The sequence below is a fragment of the Rhizobium sp. CBN3 genome, from assembly GCF_030518245.1.
In the GTDB taxonomy this organism is placed as follows: domain Bacteria; phylum Pseudomonadota; class Alphaproteobacteria; order Rhizobiales; family Rhizobiaceae; genus Rhizobium; species Rhizobium aethiopicum_A.
The window spans coordinates 38,571-64,890 of the sequence record NZ_JAULSE010000003.1; the positions used below are offsets into that span (position 1 = coordinate 38,571).

The 26,320-nt window shown below is 57.8% G+C and carries 14 protein-coding genes; 5 read left to right on the top strand and 9 right to left on the bottom strand.

Going from position 1 to position 26,320, the window contains the following annotated elements:
* Positions 1-270: 270 nt before the first annotated feature.
* The 3 genes from QWJ46_RS05590 to QWJ46_RS05600 form a co-directional block, all read right to left on the bottom strand.
* Positions 271-555, bottom strand: a complete 285-nt coding sequence (locus QWJ46_RS05590; RefSeq protein ID WP_302749601.1) for a DUF1236 domain-containing protein — start codon at positions 553-555, stop codon at positions 271-273.
* 94 nt (positions 556-649) lie between these two features.
* Positions 650-877: a hypothetical protein gene (locus tag QWJ46_RS05595; protein WP_302749603.1), complete on the bottom strand. Its 228-nt coding sequence runs from the start codon at positions 875-877 to the stop codon at positions 650-652.
* Positions 878-1,339: 462 nt separating this feature from the next.
* Complete coding sequence (locus tag QWJ46_RS05600) at positions 1,340-2,011, bottom strand: hypothetical protein (RefSeq protein ID WP_302749605.1); 672 nt, start codon at positions 2,009-2,011, stop codon at positions 1,340-1,342.
* Positions 2,012-2,373: 362 nt separating this feature from the next.
* Between QWJ46_RS05600 and QWJ46_RS05605 the strand changes: the two genes are divergently transcribed.
* The 5 genes from QWJ46_RS05605 to QWJ46_RS05625 all read left to right on the top strand — a co-directional run bounded on the left by QWJ46_RS05605 (position 2,374) and on the right by QWJ46_RS05625 (position 16,052).
* Entirely contained in the window at positions 2,374-2,991 is a 618-nt protein-coding gene (locus QWJ46_RS05605) for a hypothetical protein (protein WP_302749606.1), read from the top strand.
* Positions 2,992-3,023: 32 nt separating this feature from the next.
* The gene (locus QWJ46_RS05610; protein ID WP_302749607.1) at positions 3,024-4,973 is read left to right on the top strand and encodes an AAA family ATPase; all 1,950 of its coding nucleotides are present in this window, start codon (positions 3,024-3,026) and stop codon (positions 4,971-4,973) included.
* A gap of 81 nt (positions 4,974-5,054) precedes the next feature.
* Positions 5,055-6,215: a hypothetical protein gene (locus QWJ46_RS05615; protein WP_302749608.1), complete on the top strand. Its 1,161-nt coding sequence runs from the start codon at positions 5,055-5,057 to the stop codon at positions 6,213-6,215.
* A 295-nt stretch (positions 6,216-6,510) separates the two neighbouring features.
* On the top strand, positions 6,511-9,927 hold the full coding sequence (locus QWJ46_RS05620; protein ID WP_302749609.1) for an STY4851/ECs_5259 family protein: 3,417 nt from the start codon (positions 6,511-6,513) through the stop codon (positions 9,925-9,927).
* Entirely contained in the window at positions 9,924-16,052 is a 6,129-nt protein-coding gene (locus tag QWJ46_RS05625; protein WP_302749611.1) for a DEAD/DEAH box helicase, read from the top strand. The genes QWJ46_RS05620 and QWJ46_RS05625 overlap by 4 nt, the downstream gene beginning before the upstream one ends.
* Before the next feature lie 223 nt (positions 16,053-16,275).
* Here QWJ46_RS05625 and QWJ46_RS05630 read toward each other — a convergent pair whose 3' ends face one another.
* The 6 genes from QWJ46_RS05630 to QWJ46_RS05655 all read right to left on the bottom strand — a co-directional run bounded on the left by QWJ46_RS05630 (position 16,276) and on the right by QWJ46_RS05655 (position 24,735).
* Positions 16,276-17,463 carry a hypothetical protein gene (locus tag QWJ46_RS05630; protein WP_302749612.1) on the bottom strand — a complete coding sequence of 396 codons (1,188 nt, stop codon included), beginning with the start codon at positions 17,461-17,463 and terminating at the stop codon, positions 16,276-16,278.
* A gap of 1 nt (position 17,464) precedes the next feature.
* Positions 17,465-18,469: a nucleoid-associated protein gene (locus QWJ46_RS05635; protein ID WP_302749613.1), complete on the bottom strand. Its 1,005-nt coding sequence runs from the start codon at positions 18,467-18,469 to the stop codon at positions 17,465-17,467.
* Positions 18,470-18,560: 91 nt separating this feature from the next.
* On the bottom strand, positions 18,561-20,783 hold the full coding sequence (locus QWJ46_RS05640; protein ID WP_302749614.1) for a TniQ family protein: 2,223 nt from the start codon (positions 20,781-20,783) through the stop codon (positions 18,561-18,563).
* Complete coding sequence (locus QWJ46_RS05645; RefSeq protein WP_302749615.1) at positions 20,780-21,766, bottom strand: TniB family NTP-binding protein; 987 nt, start codon at positions 21,764-21,766, stop codon at positions 20,780-20,782. The genes QWJ46_RS05640 and QWJ46_RS05645 overlap by 4 nt, the downstream gene beginning before the upstream one ends.
* Complete coding sequence (locus QWJ46_RS05650; RefSeq protein WP_302749616.1) at positions 21,766-24,153, bottom strand: hypothetical protein; 2,388 nt, start codon at positions 24,151-24,153, stop codon at positions 21,766-21,768. The genes QWJ46_RS05645 and QWJ46_RS05650 overlap by 1 nt, the downstream gene beginning before the upstream one ends.
* A 3-nt stretch (positions 24,154-24,156) precedes the next feature.
* On the bottom strand, positions 24,157-24,735 hold the full coding sequence (locus QWJ46_RS05655; protein WP_302749618.1) for a hypothetical protein: 579 nt from the start codon (positions 24,733-24,735) through the stop codon (positions 24,157-24,159).
* Positions 24,736-26,320 lie beyond the last annotated feature (1,585 nt).

Below are 26,320 nucleotides of genomic sequence, written 5' to 3' on the forward strand. Positions count from 1 at the left end.
GCGGTGATGGGCGTAGGGCTCTCATAGTTGCTGTCGATCTGGTCCAATCTAAACATCCTGAGAAATGCCTTCTCCCGGAATTGACCCAGCGCCTTGCCCCGCCCAGCGAACGCCACGCCCAACGGGCACATGTGAGAGCGTCGTGAGAACGTCTTTTCTTTGCAGAGGTGATTGTGATCAGCACGTCTAGCCTGATGGTAGTCAAGGCTCTAGCGGCGCACCGAATTTAGAGGTATCGCGGGCTTCAAAGCGGCCCGCGATACTTTCGCATTATTGGACGACCTCAATCACCGCGCGGGTCTTCGGATTGACGAGGACTCGCTTTTTGTTGACGACCACATAACCGTAATCAGGTTGATCGGGGATTGTGTGAATCTCGACTGTGTCGGGAAGCGTCGTGCCGACTGCAACGTCACCTTCAAACGTGACGGATGGCGTTTCCTGTTTCATGACATAGGTTTTGACCTCGCCTGGGACGACGACCGTAGTCTGCGCGACCGCCGCTCCGCCCAGTGACAGGAAAAGCGATGCGGCAGAGATGACTAGAATTTTCATGTTATCCTCCAAGACCTTGAGTGTCCGAGCACAACGCTGCCGATTAAATATCGTTCCGCCGCTACACGAAATGCCTGCAGGTATGTTCGAATACTCACGTCGGCCTTTGTTTGTTGGCAACCCTTGCGAGTAGCTGTTCCAAGCTGTCTTCGTTTGTGACGCCATGCTGATAGAAGTAGATAATCTGGGTTGCGAGTTCGTCGCAGGCGTCGTCGCCCGTTATGTGCTCGGTGGAGCAAATATGATCGAAGACCCTTTTGCAGATCACAATATCTTCGTTCTGCAATGGTGCATCGAACGCAGCGAAATCATCTCTGGCCATGGTGAACACCCCCCAAGAAGATGTTTTAGTTTCTAACATCGAGCCTGAACCCAGGATGAAGAGGAAATCGCTTGTCAGCTCTCTGCCAGCAAGCAAATTCCGTCGCTGGCGATGGACTCGAATGCATGACTTGACTAATTTCCGTGGGAACACAGATGGAAAATAGGATGCCTCCATGGAGTACGGCATGCGTCGCGCGAGTCTATCCAAAGTAGCCCGAAAACCGCAGCAAGATTAGCAAGTTAAGGCTAATTGACCATCTTCCGAACCATGTCATCTTTCTTCCTACCGTGTCCCCCGCGGCTCGTTGCAACGGAAGTACAGAATGCCTCGTTAGTGCGCGGGGCATTCTGCCCGATCAGAGCAGCGCAGCTTCGTCATCTGTCATCTGACCTGTAGAAAACTGGTCCGCGAACTCGTTGGCGCGAGACTGCACATGCCGCCAGTCACCGTTCTCAAATATCAATCCTCGTCGCGTTGTTCGATTGGTGTTGGGATACCGAGAAACCGAGCCCGCGCAGGCATGCTCTCCGGCCGCATAGAGAGGAACCTCGAAGCCTGATCGGTTGAGAGCATGCCCTTACCCCAGAAAAGGAGGATTGCCCGTTCCTTCTCATCGAAGTCTGCGGGGAAATTAAATGGTGCCATTTCAACCGCTAGCGCTTGCCGGCGGGCTTTGCTGGCCTTCGCAACCTCATGGTAGCTGTTAAACGGGAAACCTCGTTCGACGGCTCGTTTTTCCAGCTCATCATCGTCGATGCCAAGCAGTGCCGTAGCCGGTTGAGTTCCGAGCAGATCGTCGCTCCACGCACGCAACACATGATCCGCCCATCCAGGGTGATCAGGACCGATCTCCTGCGGCCGCTGTTCCCGATAAAGAGCAACGGCCTTGTCGATCATCTCCAGGGCAACGTCTGCAGGCATATAGCCAGCGTCGGGCCACTCGCCCCATTCTTCGACATGCCACCACATCGGCGGACGGTCAGCCTCTTCGACGTAGTCAATTTCGAGGCTCCATTGTGCGCCTCTGGCTCGGAAGTAGAAGGGTTTGCCGTCAATGGTGCCCTCGCCTTGAATAGGAACGTTCCCGCCAAGCCAATTCAAAACATATCCGTTGCGCTCGATGTCTTTCATCCTGCCGCTTTCCGCCTATTGGACGCCGCCATTTGACGTCGCCCGAGACCCATTATGGAAGACGCCTTATTCAGCGTTCAAAACCGGAGGTTCGTTGAAGCAGCAAGGATTTTTTTAATTTCCCTGCAGACGTCCAATAACTCACCTACGAGCGCGTGATTCCGAGGTTCACGCGACGACATGCCCCAGCATCACCGCTCTCGGCAAAAATTTCAACTTTTCCGCGTGCGCCCCCTTGACGGTGCACGCGATGTTCTCTAAATGTTCCCGTCATGGAAAAGCGCCCAGCACTCATACGAATACGTTGAACTCCGAACCGCCCGTCTGCGGTTCTGATCATCCACGGCTATCGAGGTGCTTTTATGGGTATTGCGTCCCGCGCGTTGACATTGCGCGCCAACAGAAAAACCGCGTCAATCCGAACCTATTATCCGGCTGGCACCATCAAGTGTGATGGTGCCACTATCTATCGCTCCCAGGTTTCGCGTGACGCCGCCTGCATTTTCGATTTCGATCCGGTCATCATTCATTGGAGATGCCTGCCGTTCTCGCTTCCCTATGGCGACGAAGCTCACGTTCCGGATTTCGAAATCCTCGATACCGATGGCTGCCTGGAATTGGTGGATGCCCCGGATAGGGATGTCGACGTCGAGCAACTGGCAGCTTCCGCACGCAGAATTGGGATGTCTTATCGCCAGCTTCGGCGGGACGAAATCTATGGCGGGCCGAGACTTCGAAACGCGAAAGACCTGCTGAGATATGCCAACTGCCAGGTTTCGCTCGGAGATCGGTTGCGCCTGCTCGCCGGGCTCGACGAACACGGAACCCTGACAGTTGCGGAAAGCCTGGCGGCCTTCACGGAAACCAAAGCCGTGGCTGGCCTCGCAAGCTTGATCCTCCAAGGCTTCGTCTCGGTGGACCTTGATGCTGGCCTGATTGGCCCTGAGACCACGGTGAGACGGATAACGCGTGACCTTTAGTCCGCGCTCCAACTCCGAACATCGAGGCACCTATGACCTTCAAGAAAAGCGGAAGTCTTCCTAAAAGATACCACGATCCCTACGGCGACGAGGAAAGCGATGCCCTGTCGCTCCCCACGCACCTGGCGGTCATCACGATGTCGCGGGTCATCAGGCTCTTCCTCAAGAAGAGATCGGGTTTCGTCGTGGCTTTCGTTTTGCCACCGGGCGGTGACTTCAATGCATATCAGCGGGCGGCCACCTTCCTGCTCGAGGATACGCTGCCTCTGACCAAGGACGAAGGCTACAACTATGTTGTGCCTGTTCTCGACGAAGATGACCTCCATGACGGCTTCGCGGCATTCAGGAAACTGAAACGCATCAGGCGCGCGCTCATTCTCGTTACCCAGAAGAAACTCCTCACCGACGAGGTCAAGCTGGCGGCCGATGTCGTCGCGGAACTCCCCTTGCCCTCTGCCGACGACTACCGCATCGCCGCACGCGCCATGGGCTTCGGAAACCTCAGCGAGGCGGATGCTCTGCTGCTCGCAAGCCAGCCTCCGGTCCGCGCGGCGATCGCCATTCGCCGAGGACGGCCTTTTGCGGCCGCTCTTAAAAGGCTGCGCCTCTATCCCAATGCAAGCGTCCCGATCGGCGTCCCTCCGGGACCGACACTGCAAGAGCTGTCCGGCTATGGGGAAGCGAAGACGTGGGGTCTGGAACTTGCCGCAGATGTGGAAGCATGGCGAACCGGAGCGATTACCTGGGACGACATCGATCGCGGAGTCCTTCTTTCTGGACCGCCGGGGTCGGGCAAGACTTCGTTTGCGGCAGCATTGGCTCGCACGTGCAAGACGAACTTCATCTACGCTTCCGCGGCGCAATGGCAATCCTCTGGTGGTGGCTACCTCGGAGACATGCTGTCAGCGATGAAGAAAAGTTTCGCTGATGCCGAAGCTGCGAAGCCGTGCGTCCTCCTGATCGATGAACTTGACTCCATTGGAAGTCGCACCGAGGACGCCGGCCGTAACTCGTCCTATGCCCGCCAGGTGATCAACGGGCTCCTGGAACTGCTGGACGGCGGCCGTGCGCGTGATGGCGTCGTCGTCCTCGGCGCGACCAACTACCCGCACTTGATCGACGCCGCCTTGTTGCGTTCCGGCCGTCTTGAGCGACATTTCGAGATCGGACTTCCCGACGAGAAAACGCGCGCTGACATCTTCCGTTTCTACCTGCGGGGACGTCTCTCCGATCAGGAGGTCCTGACCGTCGCATCGGATTCCGAAGGATGGTCGGGAGCCGACATCGAGAAGTGTGTCCGCCAGGCACGCAGAACCGCGAGGCGTCAGGGCCGTGAGATCATCGTTTCCGATGTCAAAGGGGCATTGCCACCGACGCAGAAAATCCCGATGGCCATGCAGAGGCTGATCGCCGGCCATGAATTGGGACATGCGATCATCGGGGTGTTGGTGGAGGCCGACCCGCTGATCTCGGTGTCCATCCGCGAGAAGTTCAGAGACGACGGCCAGGCTCAATCTCTTGGACATGCCAAGTTCATGGAACGCGCGTTCGGCAGAAAGACCTCCACCTACTTCCTGGACAGGATCGCAATCCTGCTTGGCGGGATCGCGGCGGAGGAGGTGCTGTTTGGCGACTTCGGAAGCGGAGCGGCGGGACACCGGGTAGCGGACCTCAACCTTGCGACCGAGCTCGCCACCATGATCGAAATCAAATGGGGATTCGGCGGCAGTCTTGCGGTGGAACTGGTCGACTCGCCAAAGAGCCTGGAAAAGATGCGGATGAAGCGCAAAGGCTTGCAGCGCGTTGTCGACGAAACGTTGAGAACGCAGTTCCAGAGGGCGAAAACCCTTCTTGAAGAAAACCGTCGGGCGCTTCTCGATCTCCATGGCAGGCTGCTCAAGGAACGTGAATTGTCGGCCGAAACCGTCAGAGCGGTGGTCGACGCCAACCGAGAAAGCGATCTCAAGTGCCTGCGGCGTTGAAACCAGGTGTAGGGGTGTCTTCCGGAGAGAGCTGCGCCGCCTATATGAAACGAAAGGCCGATCGGTCGGTGTGGAGAGTGCATGACGCTTGAAGAATTCACTGCGCAATTGAACGGTGCCACGTTCTGGAAAGAATTCACCTATTCCGAGACGTGGTTCTATCCTCGGCCCAAGGACAAGGTGGAGCTGGCCGACGGTATCGTGCTGATCGGCCCGCTGGCCTACGTGTACCAATTGAAGGAGCGTACGGACGCCACCGACGATCCGGAAGCCGAGCGCCGGTGGTTCAACAACAAGGTGCTCGGGAAGGCGACGAAACAAATCCGGGACTCTCTCGGGTATCTCGCCGACAACGACAGTATCACCTTGAAGAACGCCCAAGGTCATACCGTCGACGTAAAAGGACCAGAGCTGACTGACATCCATAAGGTCATCATTTTCTCGGCGACCGAGGCGCTCCCAGCGGATTGCTGGGAAACCCAGTTCTATATTAGCGGCACGGCCGGATTCATCCACGTGCTGGCCGCACACGACTACCTGGGCATTCTGGACAAGCTTCGCGTCCCGAACGACATCCGCCTGTACTTCGAATACCGACAGTCCGTGCTGCCCCGTTTGCGCGAACAGGGAACGAAGGTCGAGGAGCCGGACATAATGGTCGCTTTTCTCACAGAGCGAGACCTGCCAGCGCCGGGATCGAAAGAGCGGCTCCGCGCATTCGTGCAGGACTTGGAAGCATTCGACCTGAGTCCCATTCTCGGTGATCTGGCAGCCCACATTCAGAAGCGCGACGACGACAACGACTACTACCGTATCCTCATTGAGTTCGCCCGCTCATCCCGTTCGGTGTGGCGCGAATTCAAGCTGCGTCTCGTGAAATCGCTGGATGCGGCACGCGCGGGAGAAGCCATAAAACCATTCCGGTTCACTTGGCCGGAGAACGATTGCACGTACATGGTCGCCGCGATGGACCCCGATTGGCCGTCGTCTGGTCCTGATGGTGAGCGTATGCGCATGGGAGCGCTTGCCATGTTCACCGAAGCCGCCAAGTACGACGCCAAGTCGACCAAGGGTGTCGGACTGTTGATCTCGAAAGATGGTCGTCACGTCAATCTGGATTGGTGCCTTGTTGAACGCGCGTGGGAGAAAGACAGCAGGATCGAAAAGGTGCTGGCAGACGGCGAGCTATTCCGACCAACGACCGAGCGGAAGGTGGATAGTTTCTATTTCCGGGGCGATTAGGAATAGGGATAGGCTGCAAGTATACAGCTCACATTTGCTTCTAGGGCGAACGCAATGGCCATCGTATTCAAGGCCGGATACCGTCGGCTCCAATCCTTATGTCTCGCTCAATACGTGCCGTTAGCAAGTTGCGAAAAACGTGAAATTACTTCGCTAACGCCGTTCCTTTCTCTGACTTTTTAGAATTGAAACCGTTGAAGCCGGTGGTTTCTACCCTGACCATGTAATTTCTAAACATTGAAGCGAACTCAACTTTAGATAACAATAAAGATCGAATCGCTGGGTGGGGACGGTTGTGATTTCGAACGATATTGATGACGATGGACTGCGCGCAGAATTCAGGCGCTGCTACCATCATTTACAAGCGCTTGAACGCCTCAACGAAGTTTTAAAAAATCGGTACTCCGACGCCGCCAACGAACTGCAGATGCTGGTGATACGGCGGCTCAGAGAACTGCGAACCACGGCAAGCCCACTTCCATCGAGCGCCGACGCACCCACGAACTGGATGAATGCATTTCTGAAAGCCCGTGGCCTCGTCCAACCTGACCGACGCCCCTTTCATAGATACAGGATGTCCGATCAGGAGTTCGAAGCCAGCAGAACCCTGCTTCGTGTGCTAACCACTAGCGGAAGACTTGTCCCGGGCAACCGCAACGCCTGTGGCATCTTCGCCGCGTTCTGTGCGGAATGGTTCAGGAGAGAGGCGAAATCGACCTTTCGCAAGTGGGACGCCCTAGCACCGGATATCTTTCCCGCCATCCACGGAAACCAGAAGCGGGAGATGGCGGAGGTCGGTCTTCTGTTCTGGCGTCGTCGTGTAATTGAAATCGAAGGCGCGAAAGAATACTTGCTTTCGCTTGCCCTCGAAGGTGGCGTCCCGGTTAGAGTCATCGCCGACGAAGGCGCTGGGTGGCTCCGGGACTATCTGCGGAGGCTGCTGCGCCACGCGGTTGCAGCCCGCGAACTCAATGCGGTCCGCAGCTTCGCACATGACGAGTCGTACCGCGTTAAGCTGAGTTATAGGCACGACACTTTTGTCGACCTCTGCGCCGAGCTTGCCACCGAACTCGCAAAGTGGCGCGCTGTCGTTGAGAGCGAAGCACCCTCGGGCATTGACCCTGTCTCCTTCCTGGATGCGAAGTATCCAACGTGGAAGGACACGATCCCGGTCTACCTGCCGCCAGGAGAAGACTCTGCGACACGAGTCCTGTTGACTGGCCTCATTGCCGAGAAAATTGAATCGTTCACGGGTGTGGGGATCGGCTGCGAACGATATCTCAGCCTTGAACCCAGCGGTTGGCAACCTGCATTGCGCATCCAGGCAACGGGCGATATTCCTGTCGGGAGGCTCCAGGGTGTTTCGACGGGAAATCGTTGGCGGGCCATTCCCACGGGCGTACTCGCCGACTACCTTCCCTGCCAGTTTGCACTCCTCGAGCCGCCGTCAGAGGACCAGCAAACGTGGCGCGTCCGCCCCCTCGCTGACCTGAGCCGCTTGATTGTCGGCTTCCCCTTTTCAGCTGCGGTGAGTGTCGATCTGAGCGACAACAGCAGGTTCCACACGTTTGATTGGCCGAATGGACATCGGGTCTCGTCGGAAGTCTTGGTTTTCGACGAAGATGAGCCGACAGAGAACCCTTCTCTGTTGCGTTTGGTAAAGACCGGGTCAGCCAGCCTGCCTTCAAAGAAGCTTTACGCCCTCGTTTCCGCAACATGGACGGTAGACGGCGACGACAACGCGTTGGGACGCATCTGGTCGATAGATGACAAGTCTCTCGTCGAGGTGCTTGGAACCCTTTACTTCTCGGAGCCCGGCGCTTCCGCGGACGGGAGATACCGGGTCGAGGCTGGCCGGGAAGGACGAGAAGAAACCCTGGATTTTAACGCGCGTCATTCCGCGGGCGTGATGGCGAACGGTGACTTCGACATCCTGGAAACACCTTTGACGTTCAGGATTCTACGAGACGGGGTCCAACGATCCATCGAGCGCGATGAGCTGTTTTACCGTGTGCCTGGCGGCCAGTGGAGGTCTATTCTCCGCGGCGAGATCGCCGATCTCGGGATGCAGGAGATATCCTGGCGTGATCCCAAGGCAAACATCCAGATCGAGAAACGCACAGTCGCGGTCGTTCCGCACGGCGCTTCTGTTAAGGGCAAAATAGCCGCCCAAACTCGAGGGCAGCTGTCCGTCACTGATCTGCCTGGGTGGAAAGTCCGCCTACAGGATAGCGCGGTCAGAACCGTAACCGGAGACCCGACCGGTAATAGCTTCGAATATTTGGCGACCCCCAAGTACCGGATTTCTGCCGAACTGGTGCCAGCATTGGGCCACCCTATTCCGATCGTCGTACCTGTCTCGGCACGTGAGGCCATGATGGTGGACGGCGCGGGAAAACTGGTGCGGGAAGGACAGCAGATAGACCTCGCATCGCTGCGTGGGTCGCGGGCGGTATCGTCCCATAAAGCCACTCTCGTAATTTCGAGAAAAGGCTCGAAGTCACAGGATATCTGCGTGGAAGTCGATGGTGAACTGGCCATCTCCGCTCTGAAGCCGTCGATCGAGCAAATTCTGGCGAGCTCCGACCAGCAGGACGTACAACTCGATTTGCATTTTGTCGGCGATTCCAAGCCGCCAATCCGGTTGGCGAGATATCGCTTGGATCGCCCACCCATCCAGGGTGGCGCAGTAACCCTCCCATCAGTCGGCTCAGCAGTGTTTCGGGCGGTTCTCGCGCCGGAGCTTGAACGAAGTCTGGTTAGGGACGCCGACGGCAGGTACAGACTGCCTGACGATGCGTACGGACCCTGCCTCGCATATCTGCGGGATGGACCAGATATTTTGACTAGGCCCGCGCTCTTGTTTGGTGCCGCCGACCTTCCGGATTTCCCGCCAGGCTCCCTGCGGTGCGGCCTCGCCATTCGGTCCTTCAACGATCTGCAAGCGGCCATTTCCAAGCGCTTGGAAAAAATGGGCACCGAAACGGATGCCGTCGACGACCTCAAATACCTCAGGTCGATGATCACCAATCTCGCGGGCTTGCCGCCTTCTGCGATGGAAGCCTTGCGTCATCTCCCTCAGCATCCAAAGACCCTGGTGCGCACGCTCTTGGGGGCTGCCGATACGCAGGAACGTTTGTCGGTGTGGGGACTGCAGGGGCAACTACCCTTTATCTGGCTCGCTATCCCACTTCACTCCTGGAAAGAGGCATTCGATATCGAACGCATGATGCTCGAAGAAGCGCTCTCGCAAGTTCCGGGCACCGACGAATTCCGGATGGAAATTCTCGTAAGATATTTCCGGGATAAGTTCGCCGATCTCGTCGAGATCGAGCCGGCCTTAGCTGTCATCGTCTCAGCAATCGGATTTCCGCTCGCCACCTCGGCTAAGCCTATCGAGAGCGTCTTCGAGAATTTCATCAAAGACGAGCGCGAGCGCGAAACCGAGGGCACCCGTGTTCTTCGAGCCTCTCCTCTAGCAGTTCGGCTGGGGGAACTCGACATGGCACTTCCCAAAGAACTCCAGACCCGTTTCACCCTTTCCGAATTCGATGCAGTAAACGCGCCGATACTTCTGGCCGCCGCGGCGCTGGGCCGCGCTACTATCGACCCGGACCTCGAGGTTCTATTACGCGTAGCGCTCCGAGATCACGGCGGTTTTGTCTCCCAAGCCTACCCCCATTTCTTCAGCATGCTCAGGACCAAACAATGAAGCCTTTCGAAACCCTGTCCGACATCAGACGCCGTTCGGTCGACGCTGTTGTCGCGCAGCTTGGCACCAACAACGAGGACCTCAACAGGCATCTGCGCGCCATGCTGGGCAGCGAGAGCGCCGCGGAAGGCTCTGTAATCCAAGACCCCGTCATAGAGGGCGCGCATCCATTCGTCGCCGCCACAAAGAACATGGAGCAAGTCCCGGCAGAGGTACTACACCCTAAGCTGGTCTCCATTCTCGATGTGCTTGCCGAAGATGACGAGTATCGATTTCCCAAATCCAGGAAGCCGTTCCGACACCAGATGGCAGCCTGGGAAACGCTGTCCCGACCGGGGACACCACAGTCAGTCTTGGTAACGTCCGGTACGGGTTCCGGGAAAACGGAGTGCTTTCTGTTTCCAATCCTGAGCGATCTGGTGAGGCAAACCGAGGAGAATCCCGCCACACTCGAGGGCGTTCAGGCAATCCTGCTTTATCCCCTTAATGCACTGATCGAGAGCCAGCGCGCGCGTCTTTCAGCATGGACAAGTCCTCTCAAAGGCAAAGTTCGCTACTGCCTGTACAACGGCGACCTGCCCCAGCCTGCGCAACCCGAGAGTGAACGCAAGGCCAATCCGGAACGACAGATCGACCGGCACCAGCTGCGATCCTCTCCCGCGCCGATCCTTGTCACCAACATCACAATGCTCGAATACATGCTCGCGCGTGCCGAAGATCAGCCGATCATCGAAAAATCCCGCGGGAAACTCCGCTGGATTGTTCTCGACGAAGCTCATTCTCTGGTTGGTGCCGCCGCCGCCGAGACGGCACTGCTTATCCGCCGCGTTCTCCTCGCCTTCGACACCGCACCGGAGAATGTGCATTTCGTCGCCACCTCGGCGACGATCGGGGATGATCGCGATACCGACGACAAGCTTCGGCAATTCCTCGCCGAGGTTGCCGGGGTACCTGATAGCCAGGTCCACGTCATCAAGGGGGAAAGGACGCTTCCCCATCAGCCGCGCGTTAGCACCATCCCGCAGCTTGATATGTCCTCAGCGTCAGCCTCGGAACTCTACGACCACCTGGGTAGTCAATCCCAGGTCTGGGATTTCGTGAAGGCGCTCAAAGAGAAGCCGCAGCCGCTGACCTCCCTGACAAGGTTGGCGAAGTCAATGGGAACCGATGCCGAGGCATTGCTCTCTCTTCTTGGGTCGGCCGAGAAGCCGCATCCAGAAACAGGAGAGCCAGAACGCCTTGCGCCGATGAGGGTACATAGCTTCGAGCGCGCGATCCCGGGCATCTGGGGATGCATCAATCCCGGCTGCGATAAATCTCCCGCAGGATGGCCTTTCGGGAAGCTGTTCTCGGTCAAGTTCGACACTTGCGACGTCTGCGACGCCCCGGTAGTCGAGTTGATCACATGTACCGAGTGCGGAGAGCCGATGCTGGAAGCGGAGGAGGACCGAACAGCCGGAAAGCTCCGCCCTTCCAGAAGAGGTCTCGCCCGCGACGAATTCCAGTACGAGGCCGAACGCGACGGAGGACTTGATCCGGAAGAACCCGATGATGACGATGACGGCGAAGAGTCGGCCACGCAGGCGCAGTATGTGGCTAAGCAAACGATCCTTTTCGCCGCCAGACCGTCCCGCGCATCGCGTACGATCAATCTGTCAACGACGGATTGGAGCGTTTTGGCAGGTCCGTCCGACGGCGCGATAAGCCTGCGTTACGAAGAAAAATCGGATGCCGACGGAGCGTGCCCATGCTGCGGTACGAACGCACTACGCGGGATCGACAATCTCCTTCGGCCAGTAAGGTTCGGCGCGCCGTTCTTGGTTACGGCGGCAGCGCCGATCCTTCTTGAAGCCGTCGACCCAAGGCCGAACAGCCAGCGTGCCCTGCCTTCTTCGGGAAGAGGCCTGATCTCCTTCACGGACAGCCGCCAAGGGACGGCCCGAATGTCGGCGAAGTTCCAAGCAGAGTCTGAACGAAACTTCGTCCGCTCGTTTATTTATCATTCCGTACAAGGTTCGTTGTCCGGCGCAGTCGACACCCCTGAGATCGCCAACATCCGTAAGGTGATCGCCCAAATGGAACCGATGGCCGCGGGAAATCCGGCGCTTCAACAGATTATCGACCAGCAGCGCGCCGAGATCGCCAAGCTGACGAGCGCCAGTATGGCTGGCGTCGAATGGAACGAGCTTGTCGACCGGCTTTCCAAGAGGCCTGAAATCGAGTTCTGGCTGAAGGAGGTCTGGGAACCGCGCGATCCCGACCGATTCGGCGATCCGCGAAAGCTTGCCGAGTTCCTTGTCTTGAGAGAGCTGTTCCGGCGGCCGCGCCGTGCCAACTCGTTGGAGACCCTGGCTCTGGCATGCCTCAAGTTCCCATCCATCGAACGCGCTACCACGATTCCCCGCGCGTTCGCGGATCGCGGCAAGACGCTGACAGACTGGCGTCATTACCTCACGGCCATCATCAATCATTTCATCCGGGCGAAATCCGCGGTGGCAGTTGATCCCCGGACCATGCGGTGGATCGCCCCTCAAATCAGGTTGCGCCCCCTACTCGGCCCCGGACGGTCCAGCGGCGGCGACAAGCGCTACGTCGTTTGGCCAAAGGTACCGCGGAATCTCTCGGCCCTGTCCACGCCTCAGACCCTCCTAATTCTGGGCCTGAACCTGAACATCGCCGACCCGGGAGACCAGGACGACATGCAGGACTGCCTTCAGATGGCCTGGGATCAGCTACAACACGTTCTGAACTCCGACCGGGACAATCCCGCCCTCGATTTCACGAAGGCAGTGATCGCTCCCGTGACCGACGCCTACAGATGCCCGGTGACGCGGAAGGCCGTGGAGATTGCTCCGTTCGGACTTTCTCCATACGCTCGTGTCAACGCCACGCCGGCCGCGGTTACCCCACTGAAAATGCCGCTGATGCCGGTCCAGCTCATCGCGCCGGATGACCCTGCCTCGGCAAGGTCGACTGTTTCGGAATGGTTGACTGCAGACGAACGTGTTGCCGACCTCAAACAGGCGGGAATCTGGATCAACATCTCGGACCGCCTCGCGCTGTTCGTGGATTATTTCCGGTCCGCCGAACATTCCGCACAGCAGGAGAGTCAACGTCTCAGGGACTACGAACGGGATTTCAAAGACGGGCGGATAAACATCCTGAATTGCTCGACGACCATGGAGATGGGCGTCGACATTGGCTCGGTGTCCACAGTGATGATGACGAACGTTCCGCCATCAATCGCCAACTATCGGCAGCGTGTAGGTCGAGCTGGCCGCCGCCGGCAACCATTCTCCATGGCATTCACGTTCTGCCGAGATCGACCGCTGGATCGCGAAGCGTTTAGCAATCCGCTTGCATATCTCGAAAGGTCGATGTCGCCGCCCAAAGTGGCGCTCAACAGCCGTCCTATCGTCCAACGGCACGTCAACGCCTACCTACTCCGTCAATACATGCTGTCGCGAGGCGGTGATGCGCTCAAGCTGACCATCGGCGCGCTGATGGGATGCCCGGTGAAGGTCCTGGAGGGCCGTACCGAAAATTCTCCGGTATCGCAATTCCTGCAGTGGCTGGGAGAACCGTCAACGGCCGTGGCCAGCCAGCAGCACCTCAAGAAACTCGTCGCACGATCGGTATTGGAGACGGAGAACACGCTGATCGAGGACTGCAGGGTGGCGATGCAGCAGGTCGAGGAAGTTTTCGTGCACGAATGGGAAGGCCTGCGCCAACTCGCCCGCGACGAAGGCGAGACCATGAAGGAAGCTGGGCGCGCCCGCATGTCTCTTGAACTCCAAAGGCTGTGCGGCGAGTTCCTGTTGAGCGCACTGGCCGACCGAGGGTTTCTCCCAGGCCACGGCTTCCCGACAAACGTAGTGACGTTCATCCCACATAGATCGAAGAAGGCCAAGGACGAGGAGCAGTCAAAAGACGGTCGCAGGCACACCCGCCTGTCGGGACCGCAACGATCGCTTGATCTTGCGATCCGGGACTACGCGCCAGGATCGGAAGTGGTCTTGGACGGATTGGTCCACCGATCGGCCGGCGTCCTGCTCAACTGGAAGAGACCAGCGACCGAGGAGAAGGTCAGAGAAGTTCAAAGCATTAAGCGGCATTGGCACTGCGCTCAGTGCGGAGCTGCCGAAACCACCCTCCAGGATGTCCGCGCCTGCCGGGAATGTGGGTCTCAGGTTCTCAGCGTCGAGTATCTCCGTCCGAGTGGCTTCGCCGTGGATTACTGGAAAAAGGAACATGCCGACACCGACAGGATCGAATACGTTCCGCCAGAAGAACCAATCGTGTCGATCGCAGACGAGCCGTGGGTCGCTCTCCCGATACCTTCGCTCGGGCGATATCGTGGCAGCCGTGAAGGGAGCGTCTACTATTCAAATAACGGCCCATCCCAAAACGGGTATGCGGTTTGCCTGCACTGCGGGCGCGCCGAACCCGAGAAGGAAGCGGTTTCCGCCGCCGACGGACAGATTTCACCGTCTCCGCTCGACGGCCATCGCCCGCTGAGACGCAAGGCCGCCGACGGTCCGATTGTCTGCGAAGGCGTCGAGAAAAGGTGGAAAATCAAGCGTCACCTCGCTCTAGGCTATGAGATAACGACGGACGTCTTCGAACTGCAGTCCTCGTTCCGGATTTCAGACGCCGCCGCAACAGCCTTGGTCATCGCGCTGCGCGAGGCGCTCGCACGTGCTCTTGGCGTCGAGGCCGATGAGATGGGATACTCGGTTCACCGGTCGAAAAACGAACTCGGCGGCGACTGTAGCTCGCTTCTCGTTTTCGACAGGAACGCAGGCGGTGCCGGCTTCTCGATCTCGATGGGCGACGATATTGCGAAAGTTCTGCGCGATGCGGAAACTATTCTCGACTGCCGTAACCCGGGATGCGTCGATGGCTGCGCCGCATGCGTGCTGACGCCAGATGCGCCGTTCGAGGACGGCAAGCTCGACAGAACGACCGCTCTTGCCTTCGTCAGATCGTATTTGAGCTTTGGTGCTGCGGTTGACCCGGCGGAACGTTTCTCCGACGACACCAAACTGTCGATTTCAGTCGCTGACGAAATCGATCGGGAACTCAAGCGTCGACACAATCCGGTCGTCCGCATCTACTTCCCCGAAGACCCTGACTTGGGCCAGGTCCCATCCTGGTCAATCATGCAGAACCTGAGTACTTGGGCGTATCGAGGATATCGAATTGTCGTCGTAGTGCCGTGCTCAGCGATCGCGCAGGCTGATCAGGCGTCCAAACTCACACTCCACGCACTGGGTCACCGTCTCTCCCAAGCAGAGGGAGATTTCGCGATCCATATTGGCCCCACGCCAACCAGCAAAAGCGGCGCACCGATTTTCGCCAGCGTCACCGGTGGTCCAGATGTCGCAGTCTGGGTGACGCGGGACGGAGCGCCGCGCTACCCGGGGGTAGCGTGGGGGCAGCCGAGGGAAAGCTCGATCTACAGAGGCACCGTCTCTGAAATCGAACCTACGTCCCCAATCCTTCCATCCGACCTATTGCCCCAGTCGAGCGCCAAGGTGCTTCTCATCGAGAACAATCTCGACCGAGCTATGAGCCTTTTCGGAAATGGAATGGCAAGTCTTATCCGGGCGAACCTCGTCGAGCTCGGTTTTGAGGCTGGTGCGGTAATAACCCGGATGGAATATAAGGACCCCTATGTGCGCTCGCCACTCACAGCCAAGTTGCTGATCGACACCGCGTCTGCGTTGTTTAAGGGATCGGCTTCCGGGTCCCTGAAAATAACGACGTCGCCGCCAAAGCACGCCGCCTCTCCCCCCAAATGGGTCTGGAACGACTGGCCGGATCAGGTGGCATTAACGTCAGTGCAGAGGCAATACGGGTTGCTCAAGAACGTAACCGTCGATGTCGTCGTGGACGAGTGCGGCCATGGACGTTTTCTGGATTTGTCCTTCGCGGACGGACGCACAGCCTCGGTGATCTTTGATCAAGGGTTCGGTGCTTGGTCCCCGACGGTTCGGGACAGTCGCACGATCCACGACTTCAAGCAGTCCGATCACGCTCAAGCGTTGTCGATAAGTAAAACGAACGCTATGCTTTCTCGAAGAGGAGTATGGCCTACCTACGTCGTGCTGAAGGCGATGTAACGGCGCGTAATCTTTCGACCAGAGCAAAGTCGGCGCTCTGGCCGGCGGGATGTTGGCAACCCTCGCGAGAGAGCAAGCTGACCAAGCGGCATCAAGGTGTCAGTCAAAAGCGCGCTCACCCGTAGATTGTCGGCGGAGGCAATCCGGCAGGCGATCACCATGAACAACGAACGTGGCATCAAGCGTTTGCTTTCGGCCCCCCCCCGTGAGCGATAGACCTCGTCTAGCTATGCAGGCAGGCTGACAATTCTGGAGTTGTCAGCCTGTGATAGATGAACCAAGTCATCCCAACGCCGACCCAGCAAACGATCAGTATCCCCCACAAGATCACCCGGTGGATGTTGATGCGCTTCTTCAGTCCCGAATAAAGCGGGAGGAACTGTTCGGCGACCGTCGCGTACTCTTTGGTGAGCTTCTCCCGCTGGCGCAGGAGATCGCCTGCGATGGAACTCAGGGTCATCAATTGGTTCACCACCGCGATCGTCAGCAGAACAACGAACAGCGTGGCCCCGACCGAAACCGCGAGATTGGCCCAAAATTCGACGGCGCATTCTTTCGCCAATTTCAGCTGGGTGGCGACGATGACCGTGGCGACTGGCACGCCCATCACCTGATTTTGGATGTCATGGAACGTCTTGTGGATTTTGTTGGTGTAGTCGCTGATGGCTTCTTCGGTCTTTGTCTTTATCTTCTCGTATGAGAACTCCGAGGCGAACAGTTTGTAGCCATCCTGCGTCTTCAAGACGAGTTCCCGCAGGTGCGCGACAAGAAACCGAAAGCGGTCATTCTCGGGTTGGTTCCGACACAATTCGATTACGTTGGACGAAAGAATTGCCGTCTTCTGGTCTTTGTGGATTTTTTCGAAAACGAAGTCCTCAAGCTCGTCAACCGTGGCAGCCGTCACAGAGCCAATATCGGCGACCTTGAATACAACAGGAATCCGCAGCCGCCCCCGTCCGAGGAACGTCGCCTCTGCATGATGCGGATCAACGAACGCCGCTGCCTCGGATAATGATCTGACTAACCTGAGGACTAATCGGTAGCGGAAAATCGAATCTGGGACTGTTGTGTCGTTGTAGGCGAAGTTCTCGCTGATGACATAGTAGTGCGAAGGCTCCCTGATGCGATGCGCGGCCGCCGCAATGACACCGTCCACGTCGCGAGCGAGCAGGCCCAGCCCCGTGCGCGGCGTCGAGATTTCGAGATCAACGTTTCCACCTAAAACCAGCTTGTCGGCATCGCTTTCGATACGAATGCCGGAGTCGCGAAATGCGTCGTCATCGGTGTTAATGAAATTCAACGTTTCGAGGATTGAATGATCGGCAATGTGAAGGCGTCCGCCAGTTTTGGCGGCATTGAACACCGTGTGCCGATACAAAGGAATCAGTTGGTCAAACGTGATCCTTGCCATTCTATTCCCGTTCTCGTTCGAGTTCCTCTACAAGCTCGGCAGGCAATTCGTTGAAGGTTATGGTCTTCTTCTCGTGGTCATACACGATCTTACCTTCGGCGAGCGCGCTTCGGTCGAACTCCACGGACCATTGTGACGTCTTCGCTTTGAATCTGACAAGTGCCCGCAAGGAGCGTCGGTTAGGAACGAAACCGTCGCCAAGGGCCAGATCAGGATCGCCAAGCGCCTTGGCAAGCACGTCGGGCTCGTCTGGATACAGCTCGTTGGAAAAGGCCTGGAAGTCCAAGGGCAGGCCCTCTCTTACATGCCGTTCGCAGATTTCGTACGCGCGTTGGAGGAAGACATTCTTGTCCTTGACCACTCCTTTCGCTGGGTCGGCGAAATCTTCGAGAACCCGGATCAGCGTCTTTGTATCCTGGATGTCCTGAACCGTGGTGTCGCAACCTAGAAATTCCTTGAAATACTCTGCCACATCGCCCTTGCCTTTTAGGAAGCCGATATAGCGATCTGCTTCAGCCAGCCAGGCGGTGATGTTGACGCGGCCTGCAAAGCGAAAGCCGTCGAGATCGAGATGCTTCACGTCGGCGATATCGAGGTCGTTCGTCAGCGCCGCCCCGAGCTTGTCGTTGATTATCGCCACCATCAGGTAGACGTGGTTGTCCTTTTCGATGTGGGCAAACAGCACGTGGCCCCCAGTGGCCCCCGGTTTGCGGCGAGCCTGTACCGTGAGGGTGTCCATCAGCTTTTGCGTAAGGTCTGCGAAATCCTGATATTTTCCTCTTTCGAAATCCGAGATGAAGGTCTGCGCCGGGTAATCCGCGACTTTATCGGAAAACCTTCCATGCGCCTTGGAGGCCTTGCTGGCGTAAAGCGAATGAAGTTCATTCACAACGCGGACCACGGTCGGAGAGACGTTGAGCTGCGCTTTCCCGAGAATGGTTTCGAAATCGCCCTGCCCTTTGCGCCTCAGGTCATGAACGGCAACCTGAACAACATTGTCGACCATCGAATCTCCCCAGAATTACGGACCTCGCGGCTGTTTGAGCACATACTGGGGAAATTTCAAGAAGTGACGTGTGAAGCCATTGAAATGCACGTCAAAAAAGCTGATCGCCAATTTGGCTGCGAGCTGGTGTCTTTCGTTCCGCGCCAGGTCGAGCGGATGGGCTGCGCCCCTCGCCTCCTCGTTTCCGATGATAGTTCTCCCGGACTTTCATACGGGCGAATTCCTGCGACCGCTCGATCGAAAGCACGAGCCTGTCAAGGAAGCGGTCGACTTCGCTAGGATCGGCGTGTTCCGTCACATCTAGCTCCAGGAACTCGCGGTCGTTGCCATAGGGAACCATCTCGATGAGCAAGCGCGACCAAGTGGGATCGTAACAGAACACCGCCGAGAACGTCGAGTTCTGCCAAGCCCGCTGTCCGCCGAACGGCAGGGCGTCCGGCATGAAGAGATACGGGCAACGATCGCGAACCTTCGCCACCAAAGAGGTCCAGTAGTCGACCAGCCTGGGATTGCTAACGACAGACGGATCGTGATCGAGGCCAAGTGCCGCCACGACGTCCTTCCTGCGCACGACGGTTTCCGTTCGCTGCCCATTGTGGTTCCATGCGACGACGGGTTTCACGCCTGCCTTCGACAGCTTCTTGAAAAGCTGGATGGGATGAAGACCAAGCGCCGGAGCGAAGTCAGCCACCTTTGCATGACGCTTGGCGAACATTGAAACGCGCGAGCGATATAGCAAGGTAAACCTTGGTCGCCGATCGGCCGGACCGAGAAGCCCCCTCTCGACAAGAACCATCACGGTGACATGGCTGAGGTTCAGGATTGCCTGAGCCTGCCCGATTGTCACCATATCGTGACTTCGCCCGAAGGCGTGCCGCTGTCGGCGATGGGTCGTCTCGATCATAAGGCTTTTGAAGCCAGGTGCGTCAGTTCGCCGTTCTGAGAGCGTGTGCCGCCCTTCCAGAACGTCGATCGCGAGCTTTCCGGGGACAAGTTTGTTTCGCTTGCGATAGAGGTCGAACGTGATACCGAAGTCCGGATTGCCGTTGGTGGGAAGCTCGCCGATGAGCGAGAGAAGCTTGTTCACCCTGCCAAGGTCATAGCGAGCGCCATTCCGCTTCCCCGGGTTCAATCCCTTGAAGACTTTAAGATGTCCTGCATGGACAAGATGTCTGATGGAGTCCCTGTGGATACCTAGTCGCTTTGCCGTCTCCTCCGGGCCAATCAAGGAGTCCACGAAGGTCCTGATCTGATCTGCATCGCCCTTTGCCACCTGATCGCGCAACCGCGCGGTATGGCGGACACCCAGTTCGTCGGCGATGGCAATCAGGCCCGCGGGCTGCAGCCCAAGATCACGAGCGAGTTGTGCTGGGGAAACGTACTCGACAAGTAAATCCGCAGGTTTGACGGGGCGCTTTACGCCGGAGACCTCAAAAGTCCTCGCCTCCTTGAGTGCTCTCCTAAGCAGGCCTTTGAGTCCAGTGTCCCGGATTGCCGATGTCTTTTTGCTCAGCCAACCGAACTGTGTGTCGACAGCCGGGCTGTTATTGGCCGGAGATGGAAACTGCCGTAGCCATGCACGTGCCGCCTCTGCGACGGAAGGCCCTCCTCCGCTCAACGCATGGAAGCCATTGTCGATGTCGTCCACACCGGGTTTCGGGATTTCCTCCATCCGTGGATTGGCAAGGAATTTCCCGAAGATTTCGGAAACGTCGATGACATCCCTCAGCGCCACGCCGTCAAAGGCGTCGATATGGATGGCCGCCATGTACCCAAGGCGTCCAAGCAAGTAACGACCGATACCGTCAGTTTCTACGCGGGCCATCCGCCTGCCAAGGTCCCAGCCTCCTCTGGAAAACCCGAACTGCGGCCATGTCCATGAGATGGCTTTGCCCTCTGCATCTTCTTGGACGATTTCGACGCCGTGCAATGGACACTTACGCAGGGCGACGATGTCCCACCAATTGCGATGGTATGCCTTCTCGGCGATGCATCCAGGGCACCAACGTCGGTTCCACTGCGAAATCTGGGCCGCCGAGAACATCTGGCCACCCATATATGCGACCTTCGGCTCCTCGCGAGGCGTCGCCAGCCGAAGGCTCGCCAGCCACTCGACGGGGAGAGGATGCGCCTCCAGCAAAGTAAGGGAACCGTGAGGACTGACAGCATCGCTCTCGATGCCGTTCCAAATGTTGAAGGTCACGGCACTGTTGATGCCGTGGGCGTCGATCAGTCTAAGGCTGTAACCGTGGGCGGGTTCATCGTGCTCAGGTGCAAAATTCCACCGACTGAAGGGGAGGACGCCTTCGATCATTTTGCCACCTCTAGTTCCCTGAACGGAATGAGCTTCTCGCCGCTGGGCAACCGGTCTTCAGCGGCGATCCGGAGGAATTCACGGGTAATAAACGGTGCCCCTCGATTGATCCCCATATACCCGGACGGGATAATCATATTCATGATCTTCCCGACAGAACCGCCGCCGACCGAAATGAAGTCGTGGAGGTATTCTTCCTTGTGGAGATTGGAGAGTGATGGAAACGGGAGTCGGGCATCGACATCGGCAATGAAGATTTTGAGTCTGCCACGTCCATTGGGCTTACTGTGATCGAACTCCTTCATTGTGAACGAAGGAAACTGGCCACGGTTGAATAGTTGTGTGTTTTCTTCGACGGCATTTTGAATGTTGCCCAAGCCGACCAGAAGGATGTTGCACACTCTCTGGTTTGCGATGTGTTGGAGCAGCGAAGCATGAGAGGTGGATTTCGTTCGCGAGACCTCGAAGAGGAAATGCGCGTCGTCGATGATGAGGAGTTCCGCCTCCATTTCGGCCAGCCGACGGGTGACGGTGGAATTCATGGAAGCAATTGTCATCCGGGGGATTGTCGACGCGCCTGTGGCAGCGAAAATCTGCCGGGCGAATTCAATGCGATCCCAATCTGATCGTGCCTCCAGGTAGGGTACTGGAATCCGCCATCCCCTTTCGCCGAAAACGGGCGGATTTTGGCTGGCGTAGTATTGAGCGACGAATGATTTTCCAGTTCGCGAGTCTCCAAGCAGCCCGCCAATCCAACCAGCCGCATGCCTCCCGCCATCCACGGGCCTGTGAAACCTATCCCTAATGAACGCAAGGCCGCTTTCGAAAAGACGGTGCGGCACGAGCAGGTTCGTGATCATGTCCTGCCGTTTTTCGACGGAGAGACTTGCGGCCGCCTGCCTCTCGACGTCGGACTTGAATGCAGTCATGTGGAATTCGGGGAAGAACCGCAGTGTCGGCTTGGTCTGTTCGGGAGTGATCATCAATTGTCCTCGTCGTTGTCGTAGAGTTTCCGCAGATGTTCGATGTCGTCCGTGTCGGAGTAGCCGGACAGTTGTTCCTGGTGGTCAGCCACGCCGGGTTTGGGCTTGGTTGATTTACGGGCAGCATGTTCCGCCGCCTTCGCCGCCAGTGGGTCGCGGGGTACCAGCCGACCGTCCTCGTCGCGCTCATGGATTTCAGCCGGCGTGTCGTCGGCGCGGTAATCGTTGGCGGCAGGAGAGGCTCGTTTACGCCCCCGCGGGGAGAACGGGTTTGCATGGTCGATAAAACCTGAACTGGCTGCGGCACTGGTGACCGTTTCCACGACACGACTGCGGCGGGTCTTGTTGGAAACGCCGCGGTAAAAGGCCGCGAGCGTCTCAGCGGTCTTGTGTTTTTTGCGCTCGGCGTGGATGGCGGTCATGTCGTCGCCGTGCGCCGTCAACGCGATCGCCAGGTCTCTGATGTTCGTCAAAGGACGACGATTGTGTTTGTTGTAGTGCTGGATGGCGCGCTTGTGCTGATACAGTCGAAGGCCGCTTGCGTAACTCAGGTCGGCCGCGACAGCGGGAACCTTGACCGCCGTATCAGCCGTCGGAACGGTCACGTAGATGAAGCCCAGGTCGGAAGGGTCACGGCAGCATTTGTAGAGCGTCGTCGGCTTGCGCGGCTTCCTGGCCTTCGCTCGGTTCGGAGGCGTGCTCGTCGGCGACGTAGCCATGACCACCAGTTCGGGCGACGAATAGCGGATGTAGTCCCAGACGATGCAGCCGTCCTGGATGGCCGCCTCGTGCTGTTCGCCGGAAAGCCTGGCGAAGATTTCGGGATTGATAGGCTGGCGGTTTCCGGCCTTGTGAATGTTGTCGTCGAAGAGCTGCTGGGGGACGCCCTTTAGGGTTCTGAGGAAGCCAAGGCCTTTATGCGACGACCTGTTGTAGTCGCAGGCCCAGGCGGTCACGTGCCTGACGAGTTCGTTTAATTTGATTTTGGGCTGACCAAGCTCCTTTTCCTTGCCACCCTCCTTGCGTCTCACAACGTTGGAAAGCGTGGTACCGGGGAGATTGTGGATCAGGCTGTCGTTAAGCGTCCTGATCGTCCGCTCCAGGCCGCCTTTCGAATTTGGCTCGCCGGGGCGGACCTCGTGAAGGCTGACGCCGATTTCGTCACAGAACGCGCGCATTTTGTCGCTCTGCAGATGGGGGTCGGCATCCACGACGAGAACACTCATGAGACCGTGCATGGTCCAGTCGAGGCCTGGATACTCGGACATGTCCTTTGGGTAGACCGCCTGCTTGAAGCCGTGGAGGAACGCTTCGAAGCTCGGTTTTCCAAAGAAGACCGTGAAACCCAGGATGCCTGCGCTCATCCGGTCGCGAAACAGGATGATGTTTGGTCGCCCCCAGATGTAGCTGTAGACGTCATCGAGGACGGTGACGTCCAGCTCTGTGTAGTCAACCTCGACGACTTCCAGCGGAACGGTTGGCAGGAGCTGCGGGATACGGAGGTCGTGGATACGCATCGCGGTCTCGAGGTCCTTGCGAAGGACATCGCGCGTGAAGTGATCTACGCCGTAAAACCGCCTTTCGATCGTTGACTGATGTGGCTTGACGATGTTGCCATCTTCGTCGGTGACGAGAGGGATGAGGTCTTTATTCTCCGGCAGGAGAAGCAGTCTCTCGTATTCTTCACGCGCATCGAGTGCCGTGCCCTTGGGCAAGGACCAGGCATACTCGGCCGCTTCGCGGAACAGGTCTTCAAGACGATCGCAGTATGCGTGTTCGCGATTTCCACGTGACTTGCCAGGAGCAAGCGCCAAGAGACGGTTGAACGGATTGTCGATGTAAGCCCGGATCGCCGATTTGAGCGTGTTGTAGCAAGGTGGCTTCTCGTCCCCGACATCCGCAGCATGTTTCAAGGCGGCCCGAAGGATCACCTTGCGCTTGGGCATGACAGTGCCTTTCCCCCCTTCCCTCAGGATGGCGGCGACGTAGGCGAGCTTGCGCTCTCCCTCCTTCCTCTGCTCGGGCTCAAGGGGGATCGAACTTTCGGCGTTCCTTCCTGACACTTTCGATTCATGCGGGATGAAACGGCCTTGCCGCTCCAACTGACTGATCTGCCAGTTCGAAAGGTGGCCAGGCTGATCGCTTGCTACGTTCTGGACCTGGAATTTACCGCCAAGGCCAGCCCAATCGGCGTAGGAAACGACAATGAAGTGGCCGATCTTCGAACGTTCGGGGTTGATGATCGAAAACCGATAGCCCTTAGAGAAGCTGTAAATCTGGACTTTCTCGCCCTGCGGGGGGTGGGTTGGAATGTCGAGGTCCCGCATGTCCAACGCAACAGGCAGCTTGTCGCGCTTGAGGAAGTCATTGTGTCTGACGAAAGACATGTCTCAGCCCTCCCCGTCGAAGCAATCAGCGGTCGCAAAGGTGACAACCGTATTTTCGGAGATGGGCGTCCCAAGATCGATTTGGACTTCTCCTGAGATCGCAAGCTGAAGCACGGAAGCGACGGCTGCCTCGCGGTCGCCATAGTTGGCCTGATCGACAATGTGGCCGATGGTCGTGGCTTCCGCAGAATGCCCATCGACGACCCGCCGAACGGCGCTCATGGCCTGCGGATCGCGGGTGCGGTTATCCCGCCAGAGGCGGCGGACGTTGTCCATGCGAGGCTGGATGTGAAGAGCGAGTTCGGTGATGATCGAGTAGCTGGCCCCGAATTGGTCCGCGTATGCCGCTTCGAGCTGCGCTCTGCGCCGCTCGCGGTACCATTGTTCCTTCAACATGGCTTCCGAGACGACATCGGCATAGACCACGGCCCCGTCTGCCTTCAGGATGCCAAGTGTCGGGATGTGAGTGGCCGTCCCGTTCGGACCGTAGCGGTCGAACGTCTGATACTCGAGCTTCAATGGATATGGCGAGATCAGACAAACGGAAGGGTCGACTTCCAGGTGCCACAGGTAGTCCCGCATCAAGGGCTCGGCAGCGCGAATGCCACTCCCGGAAACGGACTTCCGAGAGGGCACATGGCTCGGGGTACCCCCGGCCTTCTTTCGCTTCGGGACCTGGAAGACAGGCTCATGGCCAGGTTCGAACCCGTACGGCAAACTACCTCTCATTGCTGCCTCCTCGTGCCGCGCGTTCGGCTTCGCCTTTCTGGCTAGGGGTGAGGACGGCGATCTCAGCGATCGTCTTCGCGGAAACGCCGAGGCTTTCGGCTCGGGCGGTAGAAATCTCGAACGGTGGCGGGCTTGGTTTGATCCGAACAAACATTACGCAGTTCTCCATCCCGGCGCGCAGGACGGCCGGTTAACGCTGAACAAAACAGAGTGACGTCACGTCAGGCCGCTAAGCGACCTATTCGGAAGGTGGAGGAGGCAAGTTTTCTCATTGAGACCCGCTGAGCTAGTGGACTTGTCATTCAGATGGCAGCCGTAAGCGTTCCGTTTTCGCGGTCGGCTTTATATTCGGACTGTTGAAACCATCATGTTCGACATTGCTCTTCCTGCGGTTCGGATCGGGGCGGCATCGCCGTCAATCAACGATCGACTGGAACAAATAGCGAACACAATTGAAATGTCAAGAGGCCACAATGCTGGCGGGCACGGAAAGCCGGTCGCGCACACGGGTGTCGCCACGTGTCAACGATGCGTTAACTTCCACCAGTCATAGTGAGAAGGCTTAGACAAGCATGCATACCTCCTTTCTCTTTGCGGAAGGATGGCAATGAGAGAGCCGGGCCGGTCGCCAAACCATTTGGCCGGCTCTCTCCTCCTCCCCGAAAATTCAATGGATCGTGGTCGAGTTCGTTTTGCCGGATTGAGCTTGTCGTCATCCCCTTAAAGAGAACTTAACGCCATTCGAGCCGATTTCGGCTTCATCGGCACCACGACAGCCCGGCGTTAACTTTTCCGCACCCGTCCATTCTCACGCTGCGGTCGCGACGCGACCATTGCAGGAACGCCTGTGTCCTTCTGTCGAAAACCGCGAGTTCTCAGATTCTCACGCCGTGCTGGCTCGTCTCGCCATCTTCCGTCGGGGTCTATATTTCAAAGCAGGCGCGTCGACATGCTGCGCGGCCGACGTTACGGAAGCCTGAGGGGGTTCTAGTCGATCTCAGTCGACACTTCGCCCGTCGTATGAGCCCGGCGTACCGGAGGCCGATTGAGTTTCTCGAATTGCGGACTTCACAGTAATGTCTTCAATTACGCCGCACGGCGGGGTCTTCGATAAAAATTATGTCGCCCTGCGGCGCGGCTCCATCCGAGCGGTCTCCACATGGTCCGCCGCGACCGCGAGTTCTATGATTTTTTGGAGGCGGCCTATTGAGGTGGTTCGGTCGTGACCGGGGGGAGACCCACCCCTGCATCGGTCTTCCGGCGGGCTTCCCGCGACCTCTGTCGCGCGGCAATGGGTTAACAAAACGGCCTTCGAGCACAACCAAAAAAAATTTCAGAAGACTGCTTTTTTCGAAGTTCGACCGCCGAAAGCGCCCTGTTTTCAGGGGTTTTCGGCGGTCGACTCAATACAACCTGCTCAAAAAAGTTGTCAAAGGAA

Bases quoted from the DNA above. Each gene is read 5' to 3' on its own strand.
- QWJ46_RS05645 (WP_302749615.1), bottom strand. From the start codon at position 21,766: ATGATCACTCCCGAACAGACCAAGCCGACACTGCGGTTCTTCCCCGAA.
- QWJ46_RS05595 (WP_302749603.1), bottom strand. From the start codon at position 877: ATGGCCAGAGATGATTTCGCTGCGTTCGATGCACCATTGCAGAACGAA.
- QWJ46_RS05625 (WP_302749611.1), top strand. From the start codon at position 9,924: ATGAAGCCTTTCGAAACCCTGTCCGACATCAGACGCCGTTCGGTCGAC.
- QWJ46_RS05650 (WP_302749616.1), bottom strand. From the start codon at position 24,153: ATGTCTTTCGTCAGACACAATGACTTCCTCAAGCGCGACAAGCTGCCT.
- QWJ46_RS05635 (WP_302749613.1), bottom strand. From the start codon at position 18,469: ATGGTCGACAATGTTGTTCAGGTTGCCGTTCATGACCTGAGGCGCAAA.
- QWJ46_RS05590 (WP_302749601.1), bottom strand. From the start codon at position 555: ATGAAAATTCTAGTCATCTCTGCCGCATCGCTTTTCCTGTCACTGGGC.
- QWJ46_RS05630 (WP_302749612.1), bottom strand. From the start codon at position 17,463: ATGGCAAGGATCACGTTTGACCAACTGATTCCTTTGTATCGGCACACG.
- QWJ46_RS05600 (WP_302749605.1), bottom strand. From the start codon at position 2,011: ATGAAAGACATCGAGCGCAACGGATATGTTTTGAATTGGCTTGGCGGG.
- QWJ46_RS05615 (WP_302749608.1), top strand. From the start codon at position 5,055: ATGACGCTTGAAGAATTCACTGCGCAATTGAACGGTGCCACGTTCTGG.
- QWJ46_RS05610 (WP_302749607.1), top strand. From the start codon at position 3,024: ATGACCTTCAAGAAAAGCGGAAGTCTTCCTAAAAGATACCACGATCCC.
- QWJ46_RS05655 (WP_302749618.1), bottom strand. From the start codon at position 24,735: ATGCGGGACTACCTGTGGCACCTGGAAGTCGACCCTTCCGTTTGTCTG.
- QWJ46_RS05640 (WP_302749614.1), bottom strand. From the start codon at position 20,783: ATGATCGAAGGCGTCCTCCCCTTCAGTCGGTGGAATTTTGCACCTGAG.
- QWJ46_RS05605 (WP_302749606.1), top strand. From the start codon at position 2,374: ATGGGTATTGCGTCCCGCGCGTTGACATTGCGCGCCAACAGAAAAACC.